This window comes from Paenibacillus sp. EB106-06-01-XG199 (assembly GCF_058791575.1).
In genome coordinates, this window is sequence record NZ_JBYTDQ010000003.1 from 326,793 (window position 1) to 342,323 (window position 15,531).

15 protein-coding genes and 1 riboswitch are annotated in these 15,531 nt (G+C 51.4%); of the genes, 6 read left to right on the top strand and 9 right to left on the bottom strand.

Annotated elements, in window-relative coordinates; all coding sequences use genetic code 11:
• Positions 1-108: 108 nt before the first annotated feature.
• Positions 109-717: a TVP38/TMEM64 family protein gene (locus tag AC3WT9_RS12320; RefSeq protein WP_341379222.1), complete on the top strand. Its 609-nt coding sequence runs from the start codon at positions 109-111 to the stop codon at positions 715-717.
• Positions 718-887: 170 nt separating this feature from the next.
• The gene (gene msrA, locus AC3WT9_RS12325) at positions 888-1,874 is read left to right on the top strand and encodes a peptide-methionine (S)-S-oxide reductase MsrA (protein WP_341094846.1); all 987 of its coding nucleotides are present in this window, start codon (positions 888-890) and stop codon (positions 1,872-1,874) included.
• An 82-nt stretch (positions 1,875-1,956) separates the two neighbouring features.
• Here the strand turns inward: msrA and AC3WT9_RS12330 are convergent, their stop codons facing one another.
• Together AC3WT9_RS12330 and AC3WT9_RS12335 are read right to left on the bottom strand one after the other, a co-directional pair.
• Positions 1,957-2,571 carry a hypothetical protein gene (locus AC3WT9_RS12330; protein WP_341094847.1) on the bottom strand — a complete coding sequence of 205 codons (615 nt, stop codon included), beginning with the start codon at positions 2,569-2,571 and terminating at the stop codon, positions 1,957-1,959.
• Positions 2,572-2,709: 138 nt separating this feature from the next.
• Positions 2,710-3,831 carry a DUF4349 domain-containing protein gene (locus AC3WT9_RS12335; protein ID WP_341094848.1) on the bottom strand — a complete coding sequence of 374 codons (1,122 nt, stop codon included), beginning with the start codon at positions 3,829-3,831 and terminating at the stop codon, positions 2,710-2,712.
• 407 nt (positions 3,832-4,238) lie between these two features.
• Here AC3WT9_RS12335 and AC3WT9_RS12340 point away from each other — a divergent pair, with 407 nt between their 5' ends.
• The gene (locus AC3WT9_RS12340; RefSeq protein ID WP_076108838.1) at positions 4,239-4,391 is read left to right on the top strand and encodes a DUF1540 domain-containing protein; all 153 of its coding nucleotides are present in this window, start codon (positions 4,239-4,241) and stop codon (positions 4,389-4,391) included.
• Positions 4,392-4,625: 234 nt separating this feature from the next.
• Here AC3WT9_RS12340 and metE read toward each other — a convergent pair whose 3' ends face one another.
• The 5 genes from metE to AC3WT9_RS12365 form a co-directional block, all read right to left on the bottom strand.
• Positions 4,626-6,926 carry a 5-methyltetrahydropteroyltriglutamate--homocysteine S-methyltransferase gene (gene metE / locus AC3WT9_RS12345; protein ID WP_341379225.1) on the bottom strand — a complete coding sequence of 767 codons (2,301 nt, stop codon included), beginning with the start codon at positions 6,924-6,926 and terminating at the stop codon, positions 4,626-4,628.
• A 164-nt stretch (positions 6,927-7,090) separates the two neighbouring features.
• A riboswitch (cobalamin riboswitch) is annotated at positions 7,091-7,299 on the bottom strand.
• 286 nt (positions 7,300-7,585) lie between these two features.
• On the bottom strand, positions 7,586-8,446 hold the full coding sequence (locus AC3WT9_RS12350) for an undecaprenyl-diphosphate phosphatase (protein ID WP_341094852.1): 861 nt from the start codon (positions 8,444-8,446) through the stop codon (positions 7,586-7,588).
• Positions 8,447-8,518: 72 nt separating this feature from the next.
• Complete coding sequence (locus AC3WT9_RS12355; RefSeq protein ID WP_076108835.1) at positions 8,519-9,151, bottom strand: DedA family protein; 633 nt, start codon at positions 9,149-9,151, stop codon at positions 8,519-8,521.
• Between the two features lie 17 nt (positions 9,152-9,168).
• Positions 9,169-11,118 (bottom strand): ABC transporter permease, encoded by a 1,950-nt coding sequence (locus tag AC3WT9_RS12360; RefSeq protein ID WP_492407611.1) that lies wholly within the window; start codon positions 11,116-11,118, stop codon positions 9,169-9,171.
• Positions 11,093-11,863, bottom strand: a complete 771-nt coding sequence (locus tag AC3WT9_RS12365; protein WP_342481972.1) for an ABC transporter ATP-binding protein — start codon at positions 11,861-11,863, stop codon at positions 11,093-11,095. Before AC3WT9_RS12365 ends, AC3WT9_RS12360 begins: the two co-directional genes overlap by 26 nt.
• 249 nt (positions 11,864-12,112) lie before the next feature.
• On the opposite strand from AC3WT9_RS12365, the gene AC3WT9_RS12370 reads away from it, so the two are divergent.
• Both AC3WT9_RS12370 and AC3WT9_RS12375 read left to right on the top strand, forming a co-directional pair.
• On the top strand, positions 12,113-12,547 hold the full coding sequence (locus tag AC3WT9_RS12370) for a MarR family winged helix-turn-helix transcriptional regulator (RefSeq protein WP_341094854.1): 435 nt from the start codon (positions 12,113-12,115) through the stop codon (positions 12,545-12,547).
• Between the two features lie 126 nt (positions 12,548-12,673).
• Entirely contained in the window at positions 12,674-12,952 is a 279-nt protein-coding gene (locus AC3WT9_RS12375; RefSeq protein ID WP_492407612.1) for a PQ-loop domain-containing transporter, read from the top strand.
• On the opposite strand, the gene AC3WT9_RS12380 is transcribed toward AC3WT9_RS12375, so the two are convergent.
• Together AC3WT9_RS12380 and AC3WT9_RS12385 are read right to left on the bottom strand one after the other, a co-directional pair.
• Entirely contained in the window at positions 12,942-13,916 is a 975-nt protein-coding gene (locus AC3WT9_RS12380; protein WP_492407613.1) for a sensor histidine kinase, read from the bottom strand. The two genes, AC3WT9_RS12375 and AC3WT9_RS12380, sit on opposite strands and share 11 nt — an antisense overlap.
• A complete protein-coding gene (locus AC3WT9_RS12385; RefSeq protein ID WP_076108831.1) occupies positions 13,913-14,614 on the bottom strand; it encodes a response regulator transcription factor in 702 nt (233 codons plus the stop codon). Before AC3WT9_RS12385 ends, AC3WT9_RS12380 begins: the two co-directional genes overlap by 4 nt.
• 118 nt (positions 14,615-14,732) lie before the next feature.
• Here AC3WT9_RS12385 and AC3WT9_RS12390 point away from each other — a divergent pair, with 118 nt between their 5' ends.
• Positions 14,733-15,527, top strand: coding sequence for a class I SAM-dependent methyltransferase (locus AC3WT9_RS12390; RefSeq protein ID WP_341094857.1), 795 nt, complete (start codon positions 14,733-14,735; stop codon positions 15,525-15,527).
• Positions 15,528-15,531 lie beyond the last annotated feature (4 nt).

Consider the following 15,531-nt stretch of genomic DNA (forward strand, 5'->3'; position numbering starts at 1 on the left):
TAGATGTATTATACAGTGACAAGCTCATACGACAAATGATCTTTGCTTCATTAATTACTTTTTTTTCAGTATGATGAGATGAATGAACGGAAGAAAGGGAATAGTAGAATGAGAAAATGGCTGACGGCTTTGCTGTATGTTTCGGGTGTAATCCTTGCGTTTATCTATAGAAATGAAATCTTGGACTGGCTGCGGGAGGATCACAATCTCCTTCTGTCAATCGGCGCAGCCACATTGCTGGCCTTTATTCCTGTCATACCCTATAAAGCTGTCATCGCTTTATTCGGATATGCCTACGGAAGTGTAGCCGGCGCAGCCATCTGCTGGTTAGCGACCACTATAGCTGCCGCGGTCGTGTACGGCATCGTAAAATATATATTTCAAGACAGGGCGGGTACATATTTAGCCTCCATACCACTGCTTGAGAAATTCTCTACCGCCGTGAAGCGGCGCCCCTTTGCTTCCATTGTGCTTGCCCGTCTGACTCCAGTAATTCCGCAAATGGCGGTGAACATCTACGCGGGTGTATCCGGACTGCACTTCTGGAGTTATCTCGCCGCTACCGGCCTAGGCAAAATCCCCGGCATATCGCTGTACGCCTTTCTTGGAGGACAACTGTTCCTCCAACCGAAAAGCGCTGTTATAGCTATTCTGGTCTATGTCGCCGTAATCGCACTGGCCGTATGGTCCCTCCGGCCCCGCCGTTCCTTGGGATAAAGAGTAAACTGAGCACACATGCAGCAGGGAGAGTACCGGCAGCTATGAGGATGTTGCTTATGAGCATTCCGCCACACGAATGGCATCCGCTGGCAGAGTGATCTAATTTGCTTTATAATTAAATTGAATTGTGATCTATTTAATTGCATTCTATGAATGGAGGGATATTTATGAGTGATGTTCAGTCTAACCATATAGGCACCAAAACAGAAAAAGCGACCTTTGCGGGAGGCTGTTTCTGGTGCATGGTATCTCCTTTTGAGGAGCTGCCGGGTATTGTCGAGATCCTCTCCGGTTATACGGGCGGGCATACGGTCAATCCGACCTATGAAGAAGTGTGCTCAGAAACGACCGGCCATGTTGAAGCGGTACAGATTACCTTTAACCCGGATATTTTCCCATACAGCAAGCTGCTGGAGCTGTTCTGGCAACAGATAGACCCTACCGATGCAGGAGGACAATTCTATGACCGCGGAACCTCTTACGGCACGGCAATATTTACCCATTCGGAGGAGCAGCGCCAGCAGGCAGAAGCTTCCAAGGCTGCGCTACAGGCCAGCGGACGTTTCTCGGGGCCAATTGTAACTCCAATCCTGCCGGCTAAACCGTTTTACCCTGCCGAAGAGTACCACCAGGGTTATCATCACAAGAATCCCGGACACTACAAGCGTTACCGCAAGGGCTCCGGCCGGGATGCTTTTATCGAGAATCACTGGACACATCAGGAGGATAAGAACAGCCTGAAGGAACGTTTGACACCGCTGCAATACGAAGTGACGCAGAACAACGCTACGGAATCGCCTTTCCGCAACGAATTCTGGGATCATCATGGAGACGGTATATACGTAGATATCGTATCCGGTGAGCCGCTCTTCAGTTCCCATGATAAATTCGATTCCGATTGCGGGTGGCCCAGCTTTACCCGGCCGATCCGCGACTATTCGGTCAAGGAGAATACCGATCTCAGCCACTTGATGATCCGCACGGAAGTACGCAGCAAAACTGCCGATTCCCATCTTGGTCATGTGTTCAACGACGGTCCCGGTGAAAATGGCCTGCGGTACTGCATCAATTCGGCTGCGCTGCGCTTTGTGCCGAAAGAAGATTTGGAGAAGGAAGGCTATGGAGAGTACCGTGTGCTCTTCCAGCATGCCTGATTCATAAAGAACAGGAATTCTAAACATCTAACGAATACAAAAAAAGAAACTCTGATTACAGAGTTTCTTTTTTTGTATTCGCTTATGCAGGGTCAAGCTTCGTAATAAGTGGTGCAAAATTAATCACTGAGAATTTATTCGCACTGGTTGGATCACCACTGCCTACAGCAACCTTTTGTGTGGTTGAGAGGCTGCTCGTCCAAGGGGTGTAATTGGCCCCGGCTGTGTCCGTACGCAGCTGGGTTTGGGAGAAGCTGGCCTGGCTGTACGAGCTTGCGCCTTGATCCTCCACACCGTGTATCATTTTCACTTTGTTATACGTCCCCAGCGCCTTCGACGCATCGCCGACATCCTTGTGGTCGGTCCAAGGGAGCGCCGCACCATTCAGATACAAGGTGGCTTGACGCGTGGAATGATCATAAGTGAGCTTAAGGTCAACCGTCTGGCCTTTGGCAAGACTCGATACAACTTGGGAATTATAGTACGTGCTGGTTCCTCCGTAGGAAGCTCCAAGAAACACTTTAAACCCGAGGTAAGAGTAGGAAATCCCCGCTTCAATAGAGGCCTCTCCGATGCCCAAGTACCAGTCGACATAGCCATTCACCGGATTAATGGTTGTCGGCAGAATAAGCTTTGTTGATACCCCTGTGTAGCTGGCTGCATTGGTAATTGTTCTAACTGCTCCGTGTCTGTTCATTCTTATCCATCTCCCTATACCTATTAGTGAGTAGAAGCTGGCGCGCCATCTTTGCTTCTCATCTATTAGGGAAATTTCACAAGGGAATTACAACCAAGCTCCGAAAAAACTTATCATCCCCTACAGGGAGCTCCTTCTTTATCCTTTATTCTCAGGTTCACCGCCATCTTCCTCGGGGGCAGTTTTATTCTCCGGCGCAGGCTCTGCGCTGCTGCGGTTCAGATTCTCCCTGTTGCTCCGCTCCATATGCGTCTTCTCATGCTGCTTGGATTTTCTCCGGAACCAGAGGACAATCACTGTAACCACACCGGCTACAAGAAGCACCGGAAGTGCCGCTGCTAGGAAAACAACCAGCCACTGCAACATAATAGACATAGCGCTCAGGCTGCTCTTGAGTGCATCCGATGCCCGCTCTAACAGCGGACCCTGCTCTTTCTTCTGCGTAACAGCAAGGCTTTCGTCCGTCTGATAGAGGCGGAGCTCCACGGTGGAGAAGGAGACATTTTGATCAATATAACGCATTCTGCCTTTAATCTGCTCGATTTCCTCCTGAATCGCTCCAAGCTGGTTAGCGAAAGCGACCAGATCGGACGATTTGGTTGCTTTTTTCATAAACTCGATATACTGGTTCTCCATCAGCTGCTTAGCCTTAAGACGTGATTCCAAATCAACGTATTCTTCTGAGACGTCCTGCCCGGTGATGCTTTGCTGAATTTTTTCATTCTTGATCTTCTCCAGATTATCCAGAAAAGAGGCGAATCCGGAAGCCGGCACCTTCAGAATAAAGGTCCCGCCCTTCTCGTATTCAGACATATTCTCCGAAAATTCAATAATATAGCCGCCGGCCAAAGTAATCATGTTCCGTACATCACTTTGCGCTGAGGCATAGTCCTTTACCTCCATATTGAGGTTTGCCCGGTAGATCAGCTTCTTGTTCAGTCCGGCTGCAACATCGCTCCCGGTAAATCCGGAAGGTTGTTCAGCACCCTGTTCTGTACCTAGATTCTTGGCTGTCCCCGTCTTGTTCGCATCGGTTTTCTGATCCTGCCCGCCTGCTGTTACTGTAGCAGACTCCGCCGAAGAATCCTTCGATTGAACCGAAGCAGCCGCAGGTGCTGAATCTGCCGCCCCTCCCTCAGAGAAGGTGTTTGTACTGAGTTGATCAGCTGCCGAGTTGTTGTCGTCGCCTGAACCGCAGCCCGCCAGCACAACTGCTAGAACCAATAAAAATAAAAAGTAATGCAGACCCCATTTTCGCATTCTCATTCCTCCAAAAGTGTAGTGGAATTTCAGCTTCTTCTATATAAACTACTCCGGCGAAAGGCCCTTTGATCTCTGAGTCTCTTCCGCGTTATTTATTTTGACGTCCCAAAAGCTGGAAGGTTGCAGGAGATTGGAGAATTCCGGACCTTTTTTGATGTTTATTCCCAAAAATAACAACGTTTACAGCGCAAACAGGATCATTCGAATACTGAATGATCCTGTTTGCGAAATCAGGCTTAATTTGCTACAATAATCGTGTCTGAAAAGACACAAAACACCAAAAACCCTCTATTCGCAAGGAATAAGGGCAGGGTTCTGTTCGGACAAGCTCCACCTTGCTGAACAGGACAAATCACAACGTTCTAATTATGTTGCCAATCCACTATAAGGGGAGGTGAACCCTCATGGCAAAAGACGTATTGTGCGCAGTGAACTCTTGCACCTATTGGGCAGAAGAGAACAAATGCAACGCTGAGTCCATTTTTGTAGCTTATCACAGCTCCAAAGAGCCTACACAGTCTGAAGAAACAGACTGCAAAACTTTCGAAAGTAAATAAGGTTAGACTTAGAAGGGACCCTCCACGGTTCCTTCTTTTCTGTTACCCATTCTATCAAGAATGAGAATTATTATCAAGTGTTTATGCTAAAAAAGATCGCCACAAAAAACCAATCCAGGGTGGTATACCCCGGATTGGTTTTTACAGTATATATAACGACCCTAGCTGGACTTCCTGGGGATATTCAGCCCCTACAGAACACTGGGAAAATGGGCGCCCGGTATAATGGACGAATCAGCGGCTGACCGCCCCGCTCTTCTCTCTGACAATCACGGCAGCCTGCACCATGTTGCGCAGCGCCGCTCCGGTTTCTTCCCAGCCCCGTGTCTTCAGGCCGCAGTCCGGATTAATCCAGAACTGTCCGGCATCAAGCACACGTAACGCCCGCTCAATGGCCTGTGCCATTTCCTCTACCTTCGGTACACGCGGACTATGAATATCATACACACCAAGACCAATTCCCTTGTCATACTCCTGCTCTTCAAAGCTGACGATCAGCTCCCCATGGCTGCGCGAGGTCTCGATGGAGATGACATCAGCATCCATCGCCGAAATAGATCCGATCATGTCATTGAACTCACTGTAGCACATATGCGTATGGATCTGCGTTGTCGCCTTCACGTGGTTGGTAGCGATACGGAAAGATCTTACCGCCCAGTTCAAATAATGCTCATGATCTTCAGCCTTTAACGGCAGGCCTTCACGGATCGCCGGTTCATCCACCTGAATCATCTCGATTCCCGCTTCCTCAAGCGCCTGCACCTCATACCGCAGGGCAAGGGCGATTTGGTTGGCTACCTCTTCACGGCTAAGATCATCACGGACAAACGACCAGTTCAGAATAGTCACCGGACCGGTCAGCATCCCTTTTACCGGAAGACTGGTGAGCGACTGGGCATACAGACTTTCCTTCACGGTCATAGGACCGGTAAACGCAACATCGGCATAAATGACCGGCGGCTTCACACAACGCGAACCGTAGGATTGGACCCAGCCCCCTTTAGTAAAGAGGTACCCTGCCAGCTTCTCGCCGAAGAATTCAACCATATCCGTCCGCTCAAATTCACCGTGCACGAGCACATCCAGCCCGAGCTCCTCTTGAAAAGTAATCGCATCTGCAATTTGCTGGCGGATAAATCCGTCATAGCGCTCCTGGTTCCAGACGCCCTTGCGCCATTTGAGCCGGGCCTGGCGCACTTCAGGCGTCTGCGGGAAGCTGCCGATCGTCGTTGTCGGCAGCAGCGGGAGCTGCCACTTCTGCTGCTGCACCTTTACGCGTTCCGCGAAGGGCAAGCTGCGGCTGTCCGGCAGCTTATCCAGGCTGCGCACCTGCTCAGCCACATCCTGCCGCCCGCGTTCCGGCAGGGCGCGGAACACATTCAGCGCCTCGCGGCTCTCGGCGAGCGCTGCGGCATAGACCTGCCCATCCTCTCCCGCCGCTGCTGCAATCAGACTCAGCTCCGCCAGCTTCTCGTCGGCGAAGGCCAGCGCCTGCCGTACCGCAGGCTTTAACTTATCCTCGCCTTGAACGGTTACCGGCACATGCAGCAGACTGGAGGATGGCTGGAGGATAAGCCGTTCGTCCGGCACATGGGACTTCAGCGCGCGGACCAGCTCAAGCTTGGCATCCAGATCGGAGCGCCAAATATTGCGCCCGTCGATAATGCCCGCTCCCAGCCATTTGTCCTCCGGCCAGCCCAGGCGCCGGATCGACGCCAGATTGACCCCGCCGTCATGGACGAAGTCCAATCCGATGCCCTGCACAGGCAACTCCAGCAGTGCTTCCAGCGGCTCTGCAGCTTCAAAGTAAGTCTGCAGCAAGACATGAAGTCCGGGCACTGCTGCAGCGATCTCTCTGTAGATCGTTCCCAGCAGTTCAACTTCTTCCGCGGTTAAGCCGGTTACGATAGCCGGTTCGTCGATCTGTACCCAAGCCACGCCTTCCTGCTGCAGCTCCTGCAGCAGCTGCACATACACCGGCAGGAAACGGGCAGCAACCTCTACAATTTGATCTGCAGCGAATCCCTTGGAGAGCTTCAGGAAGGTATAGAGTCCGACTATAACCGGCTTGCCTTCAATACCCGCCTGCTCTTTGGCGAAACGGTAGGCAGCGAGCGGTTTGTTCTCAATCAGGCGGGGAGTCTGCCCGCCGATTTCCGGCACGATATAATGGTAATTCGTATTGAACCATTTAGTCATCTCGCAGGCAGGGGCAGCCGAATTGCCGCGCGCCATGGCGAAGTACAGATCGAGCGGAATGTCTCCGCCGTCGTAGGCATAACGCGGAGGAACAATGCCAAACATAGCAGCGGTATCCAGCACATGGTCATAAAAGGTAAAATCATTGACAGGAATCAGTGCGATCCCGGCCTGCTGCTGTGTCTTGAGGTGCTGAAGCTGAATACCGGCCATTTCCGCGCGCAAGGTTTCTTCACTGATTTTGCCGCTCCAGTAAGCCTCCAGCGTCTTTTTCCACTCCCGGTTCTTTCCGATTCTCGGATAACCGAGGCTGCTCGTCTTGATGTTGTTTGTCATTACAGTCACTCCCTTGTTTATAATAATTGCCTTAGGCTTTTAGGTAATGATTTCAGTCGGTATCAATAATAAAGAGCGTCTTCCCCTAACCAGGCCGCAGGGAAAGACGCCCATGGGCTGCCAATGGGTAACGTCTTAACACCTCCCTATCTTCCGTAGGTACTGCAGTGCTGTTGAGACAGGCAGGTCTCCTGGCTAGCGGCGTCGGCATCCATCAGCAAGTCTTCCCGGCGAAGTAGAGATGGCCAGTGACATGGGCTGCTATGAACTCTTCCGTTACAGTGGCGGGACCGCATCGGCTTGACCGAATTTCCCTATTAAGCCTCCGGGCCTTTCTGATGCTCCGGCTGGCGCCTGTCTCCGATATTTGCAAATTGTATTCATCCCGTAATCTGATGCCATCATACTGAATCCGATACCTTATCCGCAACAGATTTACGGGTATTCCCGTTATACACATTCCCTATAGCTGGCGCCGTGCAGGCTCATTTTGCTGCGATTCTGCCACACATTCCCTCACAGCCTCTCTTCAAGAAGCAGCTTCAGCAGAACGTTTGGTATACAGCATAAAGAACCGGCTGCACCGTCCTTGACAAGGAGGCACACCCGGTTTCTTTTCGATAAATGATAGCAATCAACGGGCTGTTTCAGCCTGTCTTTTAGAACCAGACGAGGTAGACTACCCCGGCAAGAACGAGACGGTAAATCGCAAACGGCATGAGCTTGATCCGGTTGATCAGCTTCAGGAAAAACTTCATAGAGAGCAGCGCGAACAGGAATGCACTAATGAACCCGGCAATAAAAAACGGCAGGGCATCCATCGTGAAATACTGCCAGTTCTTGACCAGTGAAATCAGACTCGCACCCGCCATAATCGGCACTGCCATAATAAAGGTGAAATCGGCAGCCGCACGGTGGCTCATACCCAACAGCACTCCACCTGAGATGGTCGATCCGGAGCGTGAAAAGCCGGGCCAGAGCGACAAGCATTGGATCAAACCTACCGATAGCGCCTGTCTATATGTAATTTGGTCAACACTCTCTGTCTTGATTTTTTTGGGGGCGAACCGGTCGGCAAAAATCATGAATATTGCCCCAATGACTAGTCCGATCAGGACCGTCGATGTCGAGAATAAATGCTCGTCGATGTAATCCTCGAACAGAAATCCGAGAATTCCTGCCGGAATAAGTCCCACAATGACCTGCGCCAGCTTCAGCCGGCCTTCCGTCTCCACCGGAGGTTGTCCTTCCGGCACCGCCGTCAGCTCCTTGCGGCTGAACCGCTTGAGACCCAGCAGGTCGATAAACCGGTTGCGGAAAATGATAACTACCGCCAGGATCGAACCCAGCTGGATGACTACTTTGAACGTGTTCGCCGCATATTTTCCGAGAAATTCCTGGGATTTCAGCCACATATCATCCACGATTACCATATGACCGGTCGAGGATACCGGAGCAAATTCAGTTAATCCTTCTACAATGCCCAGAATGATGGCTTTAATAATTGTTAACAGCTCCATATTGATCCCCTCCTTTTTGTTGACCTCCCCTATGAGAGGCTTTAAATAGTTCTGCGAAACCTGTGAATTTAATTAATCTGTGGTATCTACCGGTTTTCTACCGGACTGGCGTTTGCGGAAATAGAGCACACCACCCACAACAACTCCCACAGCAATCAATACGTAGACGACACTTGAGTAAGCTTCCATGTACACGCCAATATCCTCCCAGGATTCTCCCAGCGCAGCACCCAGCAGAATAAGCAGCACATTCCAGCCCAGCGTCCCGATCGTCGTAAACAGCATGAATAACCCGAATTTCATCCCCGACATTCCTGCAGGAATGGAGATCAGACTCCGTACCAGCGGAATCATGCGGCAGAACAATACCGTCCAGTAGCCGTATTTGTCGAACCAGGCATCCGCTTTGCGGATATCCTTTCCGCTGATCCGGAGTAGTCCGCCCCAGCGGTCCACAATCCGTTCTAGTCTGTTCACGTCCAGCATCCGGCCGATCCAGTACAGCACAAGTGCTCCCAGCAGCGAGCCGGCCGTTGAGGCGATCAGCACGCCGGGGATGGTCATCCCGGAAGTGGTTGTCATGAAACCGCCGAACGGAAGGATTACCTCCGAGGGGATAGGCGGAAAAATATTTTCCAGGGCCAGCATCAGAAAAATGCCCAGATAGCCGAACTGTTCCATAAAATCGGTAATCCATGTTTTCATTTCGTGCTCCTCCGCGTTCAGATGAGATTTTTTTTGAGATTGCGCAAATAACGGCTGCGGATAAGGAAGAAGTATAACCCCTGCGCAGCCAGGTAGCCGATAAGCACCGCTCCCGTTTCGGCAGCGATGGACAGATAGAACAGCCGCTGCAGCGCAATAAAGGCGAACAAGCTGTGCAGGATGGCCAGCCCCACCGGAACAAAGAACATCAGTGACAATTGCAGGGTCACAGTCCGGTCCAGTTCCTGGTCGGTCAGGCCCATTCTGGACAAGGTGGAATACTGCAGCCGGTCATGGTCAAGATCCATGTACAACCGGAAGTACAAGAAGCTGCCTGCGGCGATAAAAAAAACGGTGCCGACTAAAAGCGAAGCGAACAGCATCGTACTGTATAACGTCCGCTGAATTTCGAACAGCGTGCCGCTGACCACAACGGCATAAGGGGATTTGCTCTCGTAGGACACTTTGCCTTTGTCCGCAAGTCTTGAAGCAATGCCAACCGTCTGTTGGAATGGGTCCACATAGAACCCGGTATACAAATCTCTTTGCACGGGATTAATGGTGGCGAACAAGCTGTCACTAACGACTACTCCGCTGAAATCACCGCCATCCCTCCCATCCAGCTCCGGCAGCAGATATTCAGCAATCGGCACATGCTCCGTATATCCGATCTCCTGAATATCTACTCCCTGCTTCAGCTTATAAAGGGCATGAACCCGTTCAGAGGTCAGGCTGCGGTCACGCTGGGAACCGATCATGACCAGACCTTCATTCCCCTGGAGCGGCTGCTCACGGGAGGTAAATCCGGCTTGTTGGAGCGCCTGTTTGTAATCTTTGTAAGCCATCAGCGGCAGACGCTCTGTACGGTCAGGACCGGTCTGAGACTGTACTTCCGCATATTTGATTTGGATCTCCAGCGAGCGATAGGGAAGATTCAACCGCTCCAGTTCCGCTTTTATCCCGTTTAAATCCTCTTCCGCAGCGGCCCCGGCCTCATTGCCCTTGGCCACATAACCGACCGCTGCCGGATAGTCCAGCTTCAGCTCTTTGGAGAGTGTATGAATAGAAGCAAATACCCCGACAGAGGTGAAGGATACCGCCGAAACAATCGTCACCATAAAAAACATCCGCCCGTTGTCTTTCCAGCGGTAGGTTAAGCCCGAGAGTGTAATAATGTTTGTCTTATGCCAATAAAACCGCCGGACTTTCCTCATTATCCTAACCACATATAGACTAAGCTGTGTATAGAATAAGTAAGTGCCGGCGACCGTAATCGCCACCACCGGAAACATCACTCTCTCCACCGATGCTGCGGTCGTGGTAGCGGCCAGAATATAGCCTCCAAGCAGCAGCAGGGCCGAAGCGAACGCCAGTAAGGCAGACACCCGCGGCTCCTTGTCTCCTTTGCGACCGCCCTGAAACAAACCTCTCGCCGACTCATTCCCGATAAAGGCAAAGGTACTTAACGAGATCAGCATGAACAGCAGAGCAAAGCTGCAAATCGTCAGTACCGGTGCGTGCCAGGAAAGATAAAATTCCAGCGGGCCAATGCCCAGGAACCCCGCTCCAATCATCAGGAACAGCTTGCCCAGCAGCAGACCGAGCAAAGTGCCGGTGAGGATGGCGGAGCTGCCGATCATCATATTCTCCAAAAAAACCATCAGGTTCAGCTGCCGCTTCGTCATGCCGTGCATCAGCAGGATGCCGAATTCCAGCTTGCGGGACTGCAGAAAAGATCCTACGGACACCAGCACAAACAGGGAACAAAATACAAAAATAATTCCCTCAGCCACCATCATGGTGTCAGCCGCCGTATCCAGGATCATATCGCCCGAAATCACCGGATGAAATATAAACAGTGCACAGAGAAAAAAGATCATTACGGAAAATGCGCTGCTGACAAAATAAGCAGCGTATTTACGCTTATTCCGCGTTACATTTCTATAAGCGAACTGCCGAAAGGTCATGGCTTGCTCCTCCCAGCAGCGACAGCATGTCGATGATATTCTGGAAGAAAGCCTGCCTGCTGCTGCCCCGGTACATCTCGCTGTAGAACCGTCCGTCCTTGATAAAGATGACCCGGTGGCAAAAGCTCGCCGCCACTGCGTCATGGGTGACCATCAGCACCGTGGACCCTTCCGCTTCATTGACTTCTGCCAGCAGGCTCATCACTTCGGCCGCTGTTTTGGAGTCCAGGCTACCCGTTGGCTCATCGGCCAGAATCAGCGCCGGCCGGTGAATCATTGCCCGGGCAATCGCCACCCGCTGCATCTGCCCGCCGGAGATTTCATACGTCCGTTTATGAAGAAGCGGACCGATGGCCAGCCGCTCAGCCACCTCTTGCAGCCTGTGTTCCATTTCCGGAAGCGGCACCCCGGTGAGCGTCAGCGGCAGCACGATATTTTCTTCTACGGTAAGCGTATCAAGCAGATTGAAATGCTGAAAGACGAAACCCAGCTCCTTCCGCCGGAAGAGCGCTTTGTCCTTGCGCCCGAGCGCATTCGGATTTCCGCCGTTGATCATCACCTCACCTGAGGTAGGCTCGTCGATCGTGGCGATCACGTTGAGCAGTGTTGTTTTTCCGCTGCCTGAAGGTCCCATAATACCTACAAACTCACCCTTCTCCACGGCAAAACGAATATGGTTCAGCGCATGAATTGATACCTTGCCCTCATATATTTTGGATAAATTATGGACGTCTAATATGGGCAAGTGCTTCCGCTCCTTCGTTACCTGATCGTTTTGGATTGATTTCATTATACAAACTGTAAACTACAGCTGCTATTTCTGAAACTTACAGTCACCTTACATTATTGTAAGCAGAATAGCGTTGACAGAATTCCGGTACGCTGCGCAGCCGATTCCTCTGTATCTATCAAACCACGGGCGTATGATGCTATAATAGTTGAATATTTAATTTCATGAGTCGGTATATAGCCGGGAGAGGAATTGTGATATGTGATGAAGGATACTCTTGCCAATGAACTGATAACCAGCTGGTTGTCATTGACCCATATACAAATGAATGTAGCAAATGAGTTAGAAACCAAACTTCAGGAGAACTACAAATTGTCTCTAAAAGAATTCTATCTGCTGCTGTTTCTCTCCGAAGCCCCGGAGAAGAAGCTGAAGCTGCAGCAATTGGAGTCGATGGTCGGGTTAAGCCAGAGCGCCGTCTCCAGACTGGTCAGCCGTTTTGAAGCCAAAGGCTGCGACGCGCTCCAAAGAAAGACCTGTGATGCTGACCGCAGAAGCATCTATACCTCGCTTACTGCCATAGGGCAAGACAAGCTGGACCGGGCCCGGGTGACTGTTAACGAGGTTTTGGCCCAATCGTTCCCTGACACCAGAGTGCAGGAGCTGCTGGAGCAGTTGCTGCGTCTGAAACAGCAATGATGGCGCAATCCTGGCTTCCTGAATGACCCGCTGCCCCATCCCAGAGGCGGCGGTTTTTTTTGCGTGAAAAGAACCCATTCCGCCCGCGGCGCATACAACGTACAAAAAGAACTGTGAGGTGCTCTCATGCTCTTTTCGCTTATGCAGCTGATCGGCGGTGTCATTCTTTCCCTCGGCTGGCTCCCGCAAATCATCCAAATTCTCAAGACAAAATCGGTTGCGGACTTAAACCTGAAATCCTACTTATTGATGCTGCTGGGGATTGGTTTAATGGAGGCTTATGCTGTCAGCTTGGTGTTGACGGGCGTGGGACTTGCTTTTTTTATCACAAACACCATGTCTTTAACCGTAGTATCGGCTGTCGTTATTCTAATCCTGCGGTTTCAGCCACGGCTCAGAAAATAATCCGCACTGCCGTACCCTTGCCCACCTCAGAGGAAATTTCCACCTCATGCCCCAGCTTGCTGCAGATCTGCTTCACCAAATAGAGGCCCATCCCGGTGGATTCCTGAAAGCTGCGGCCGTTCACACCGGTAAAATAAGCATCGAAGACTCGCGGTAAATCCCCCGGCGGGATGCCGACTCCTTCGTCACGGACTTCGAGCACCGCCCTGCCCTTCTCCTGAAGATAACCGCGAAAATGAACTACACGCCCCTCCTCTACCGTATAGCGCAAGGCATTGGTTATCAGCTGTGTCAGTACAAAGGTCAGCCATTTCTCGTCAGAGGTGATGGTTATGCCGCTGTCCATCGCTATCGCCGGAAACACCCGTTTGCGGATGAACAGCCGTTTTTGTTCTGAAGTCACACCGCGCACGACGTCCGCCAGCTCCAGCTGCTCTACATAGAAATCATGCTCGAACGTATCCAGTCTTGCGGTATAGAGCACCGTATCCAGCCCTTTTTTCAGCCGGTCCAGCTCATCGCCAATGGCCGTAAACGGGGGACCGTCTCTATCCTGAATAATCAAGTGGATCACCGAGAGCGGAGTCTTCATAGCGTGCACCCACTGGTTGATGAAATGAATATGCTCCTCCAGCTTGTGGCGGTAGCTGTGCAAATCATTCTGGTAGAGCCGGAACTGCTGTGCCAGGAGCTTGCGCAGGCTTTCCGCGAGCGGAGAGCCCTGCGCGGGCCCTCCCGATTCATCCAGCGATGAAGGCAGGCTCTCCAGCCGCTCATAGAATGACCGGTTGGAGAAATAACGGTACGCCAGATAGGCCAGCAGCAAAAAGGTGCTGAGCAGCCCGGCGTACAGACTGACATTCACACCGCTTCCTCCGTCCAGCCGGTACACCAGAGTAATGATCATCAGCTGGGCAAGGTAGATCACGATTAACGGCGTCTGTTCCCGCAAAAATAGCTTCACGTCACTTCCCCCCAGTTGTCGCTTAACCGGTATCCTTGCCCGCGTACGGTCTGCAGCCCGTCTTGAATACCCATCGCTGCCAGCTTTTTGCGCACACGGGTGACATAGACATTCAGCGTATTATCATCAACAAACGCCTGGTCATCCCAGATTTTCTCCAGCAGCCGGTCGCGGGTGACGATGGTGCCTGTTTTTTTCATCAGCTCGTCGAGAATTTTCGCTTCCGTATGGCTGAGGTCGACTTTGGCATTGCCGCGCGACAGCACCAGACGTTCCACATCCAGTGTCAGCCCTGACACCGCCAGACTGCGCTCGTTCGCTCCCACAGCATAGGAGCCGTAGGCACGGCGCAGATGGCTTTTGATTTTGGCCATGGCTATTTCATAATCAAACGGCTTCGTAATGTAATCATCCGCTCCGTTCTCCAGCGCCATCACCTGATCCATTTTGCCGTCGCGTGCAGAGATGAAGAGAATCGGACAGGTCGAGATTCCGCGGATCTGGCGGCACCAGTAATAACCGTCAAACTTAGGCAGATTAACATCCAGCAGTACGAGATGCGGTGCATATTGCTCAAACTCGGTCCGTACCGCTTCAAAATCGTTCACCGCCTGTGTTTCATAGCCGAACCTATGTAAATATTCCTGGAGCAGCGCCACCAGCCCCCGGTCATCCTCAATGATAAATATTTTGAACATATCAGGCCTCCGGTTTACGCCCTAGTGAAGCTAAGGGGTTTGCCCAATAATATATACAGTCACTGCAGGCTAGTCAAATATAGGTTATAATTTTCAGTCAAAGGAGCTGATGAGTGGCATGATAGATTATGGTCAGGATCTTTTCAAAGGATCGGCAGGTTATTACGCGAAGTATCGCCCGCTCTATCCTTCCGGGCTCGTGAGATTCCTTGTGAACCGCTTTGGGCTGGACGGGGAAGGCGAACTGCTGGATTTGGGCTGTGGAACCGGGCAGCTTGCCTTACGTTTTGCCGATTGGGTTCAGCGCGTGACCGGACTCGATTACGAACAGGAAATGATCCATGAGGCGGTGCGGATCAGCAAGGAAATGAGAGCGCTTAATACGGAATGGGTTGCGGGAAAAGCGGAAGAATATTTGGCTCTGTCCACCATTCCCGTCTACCGTCTAGTCACTATAGCCAAAGCTTTTCACTGGATGGACAGGGACCTGGTGCTCGGACTGCTCTACAACCGGGTTGCTCCGGGAGGCGGAGTCGCTATTGTGGATCAATACAAGCCCGATCAAGCGCCCCTGCCTTGGCAGAAAGAAGTTGACCGGATCGTACGCAAATGGTATGGCGAGGAGCGGAAGGCTGGCAATACAACCTATTCTCATCCGGTCAAAAGTCACACGGATATCGTAGCCGGATCCAGCTTCCGCCTTGAAACTCACCGGCTGCCAATGTATGAATATCAGTGGACTATAGAAGCCATACTGGGGAATCTGTATTCCACCTCCTTTGGCTCGAAGCGGTTTCTCGGCGACCAGGCACCTCTATTCGAGAGAGAGCTGAAAGAGAGATTATTGCTTCTGGACCCCAAAGGAGTCTTTACTGAAGGAATACATACTAATATTATTCTGGCCGTAAAATAACACA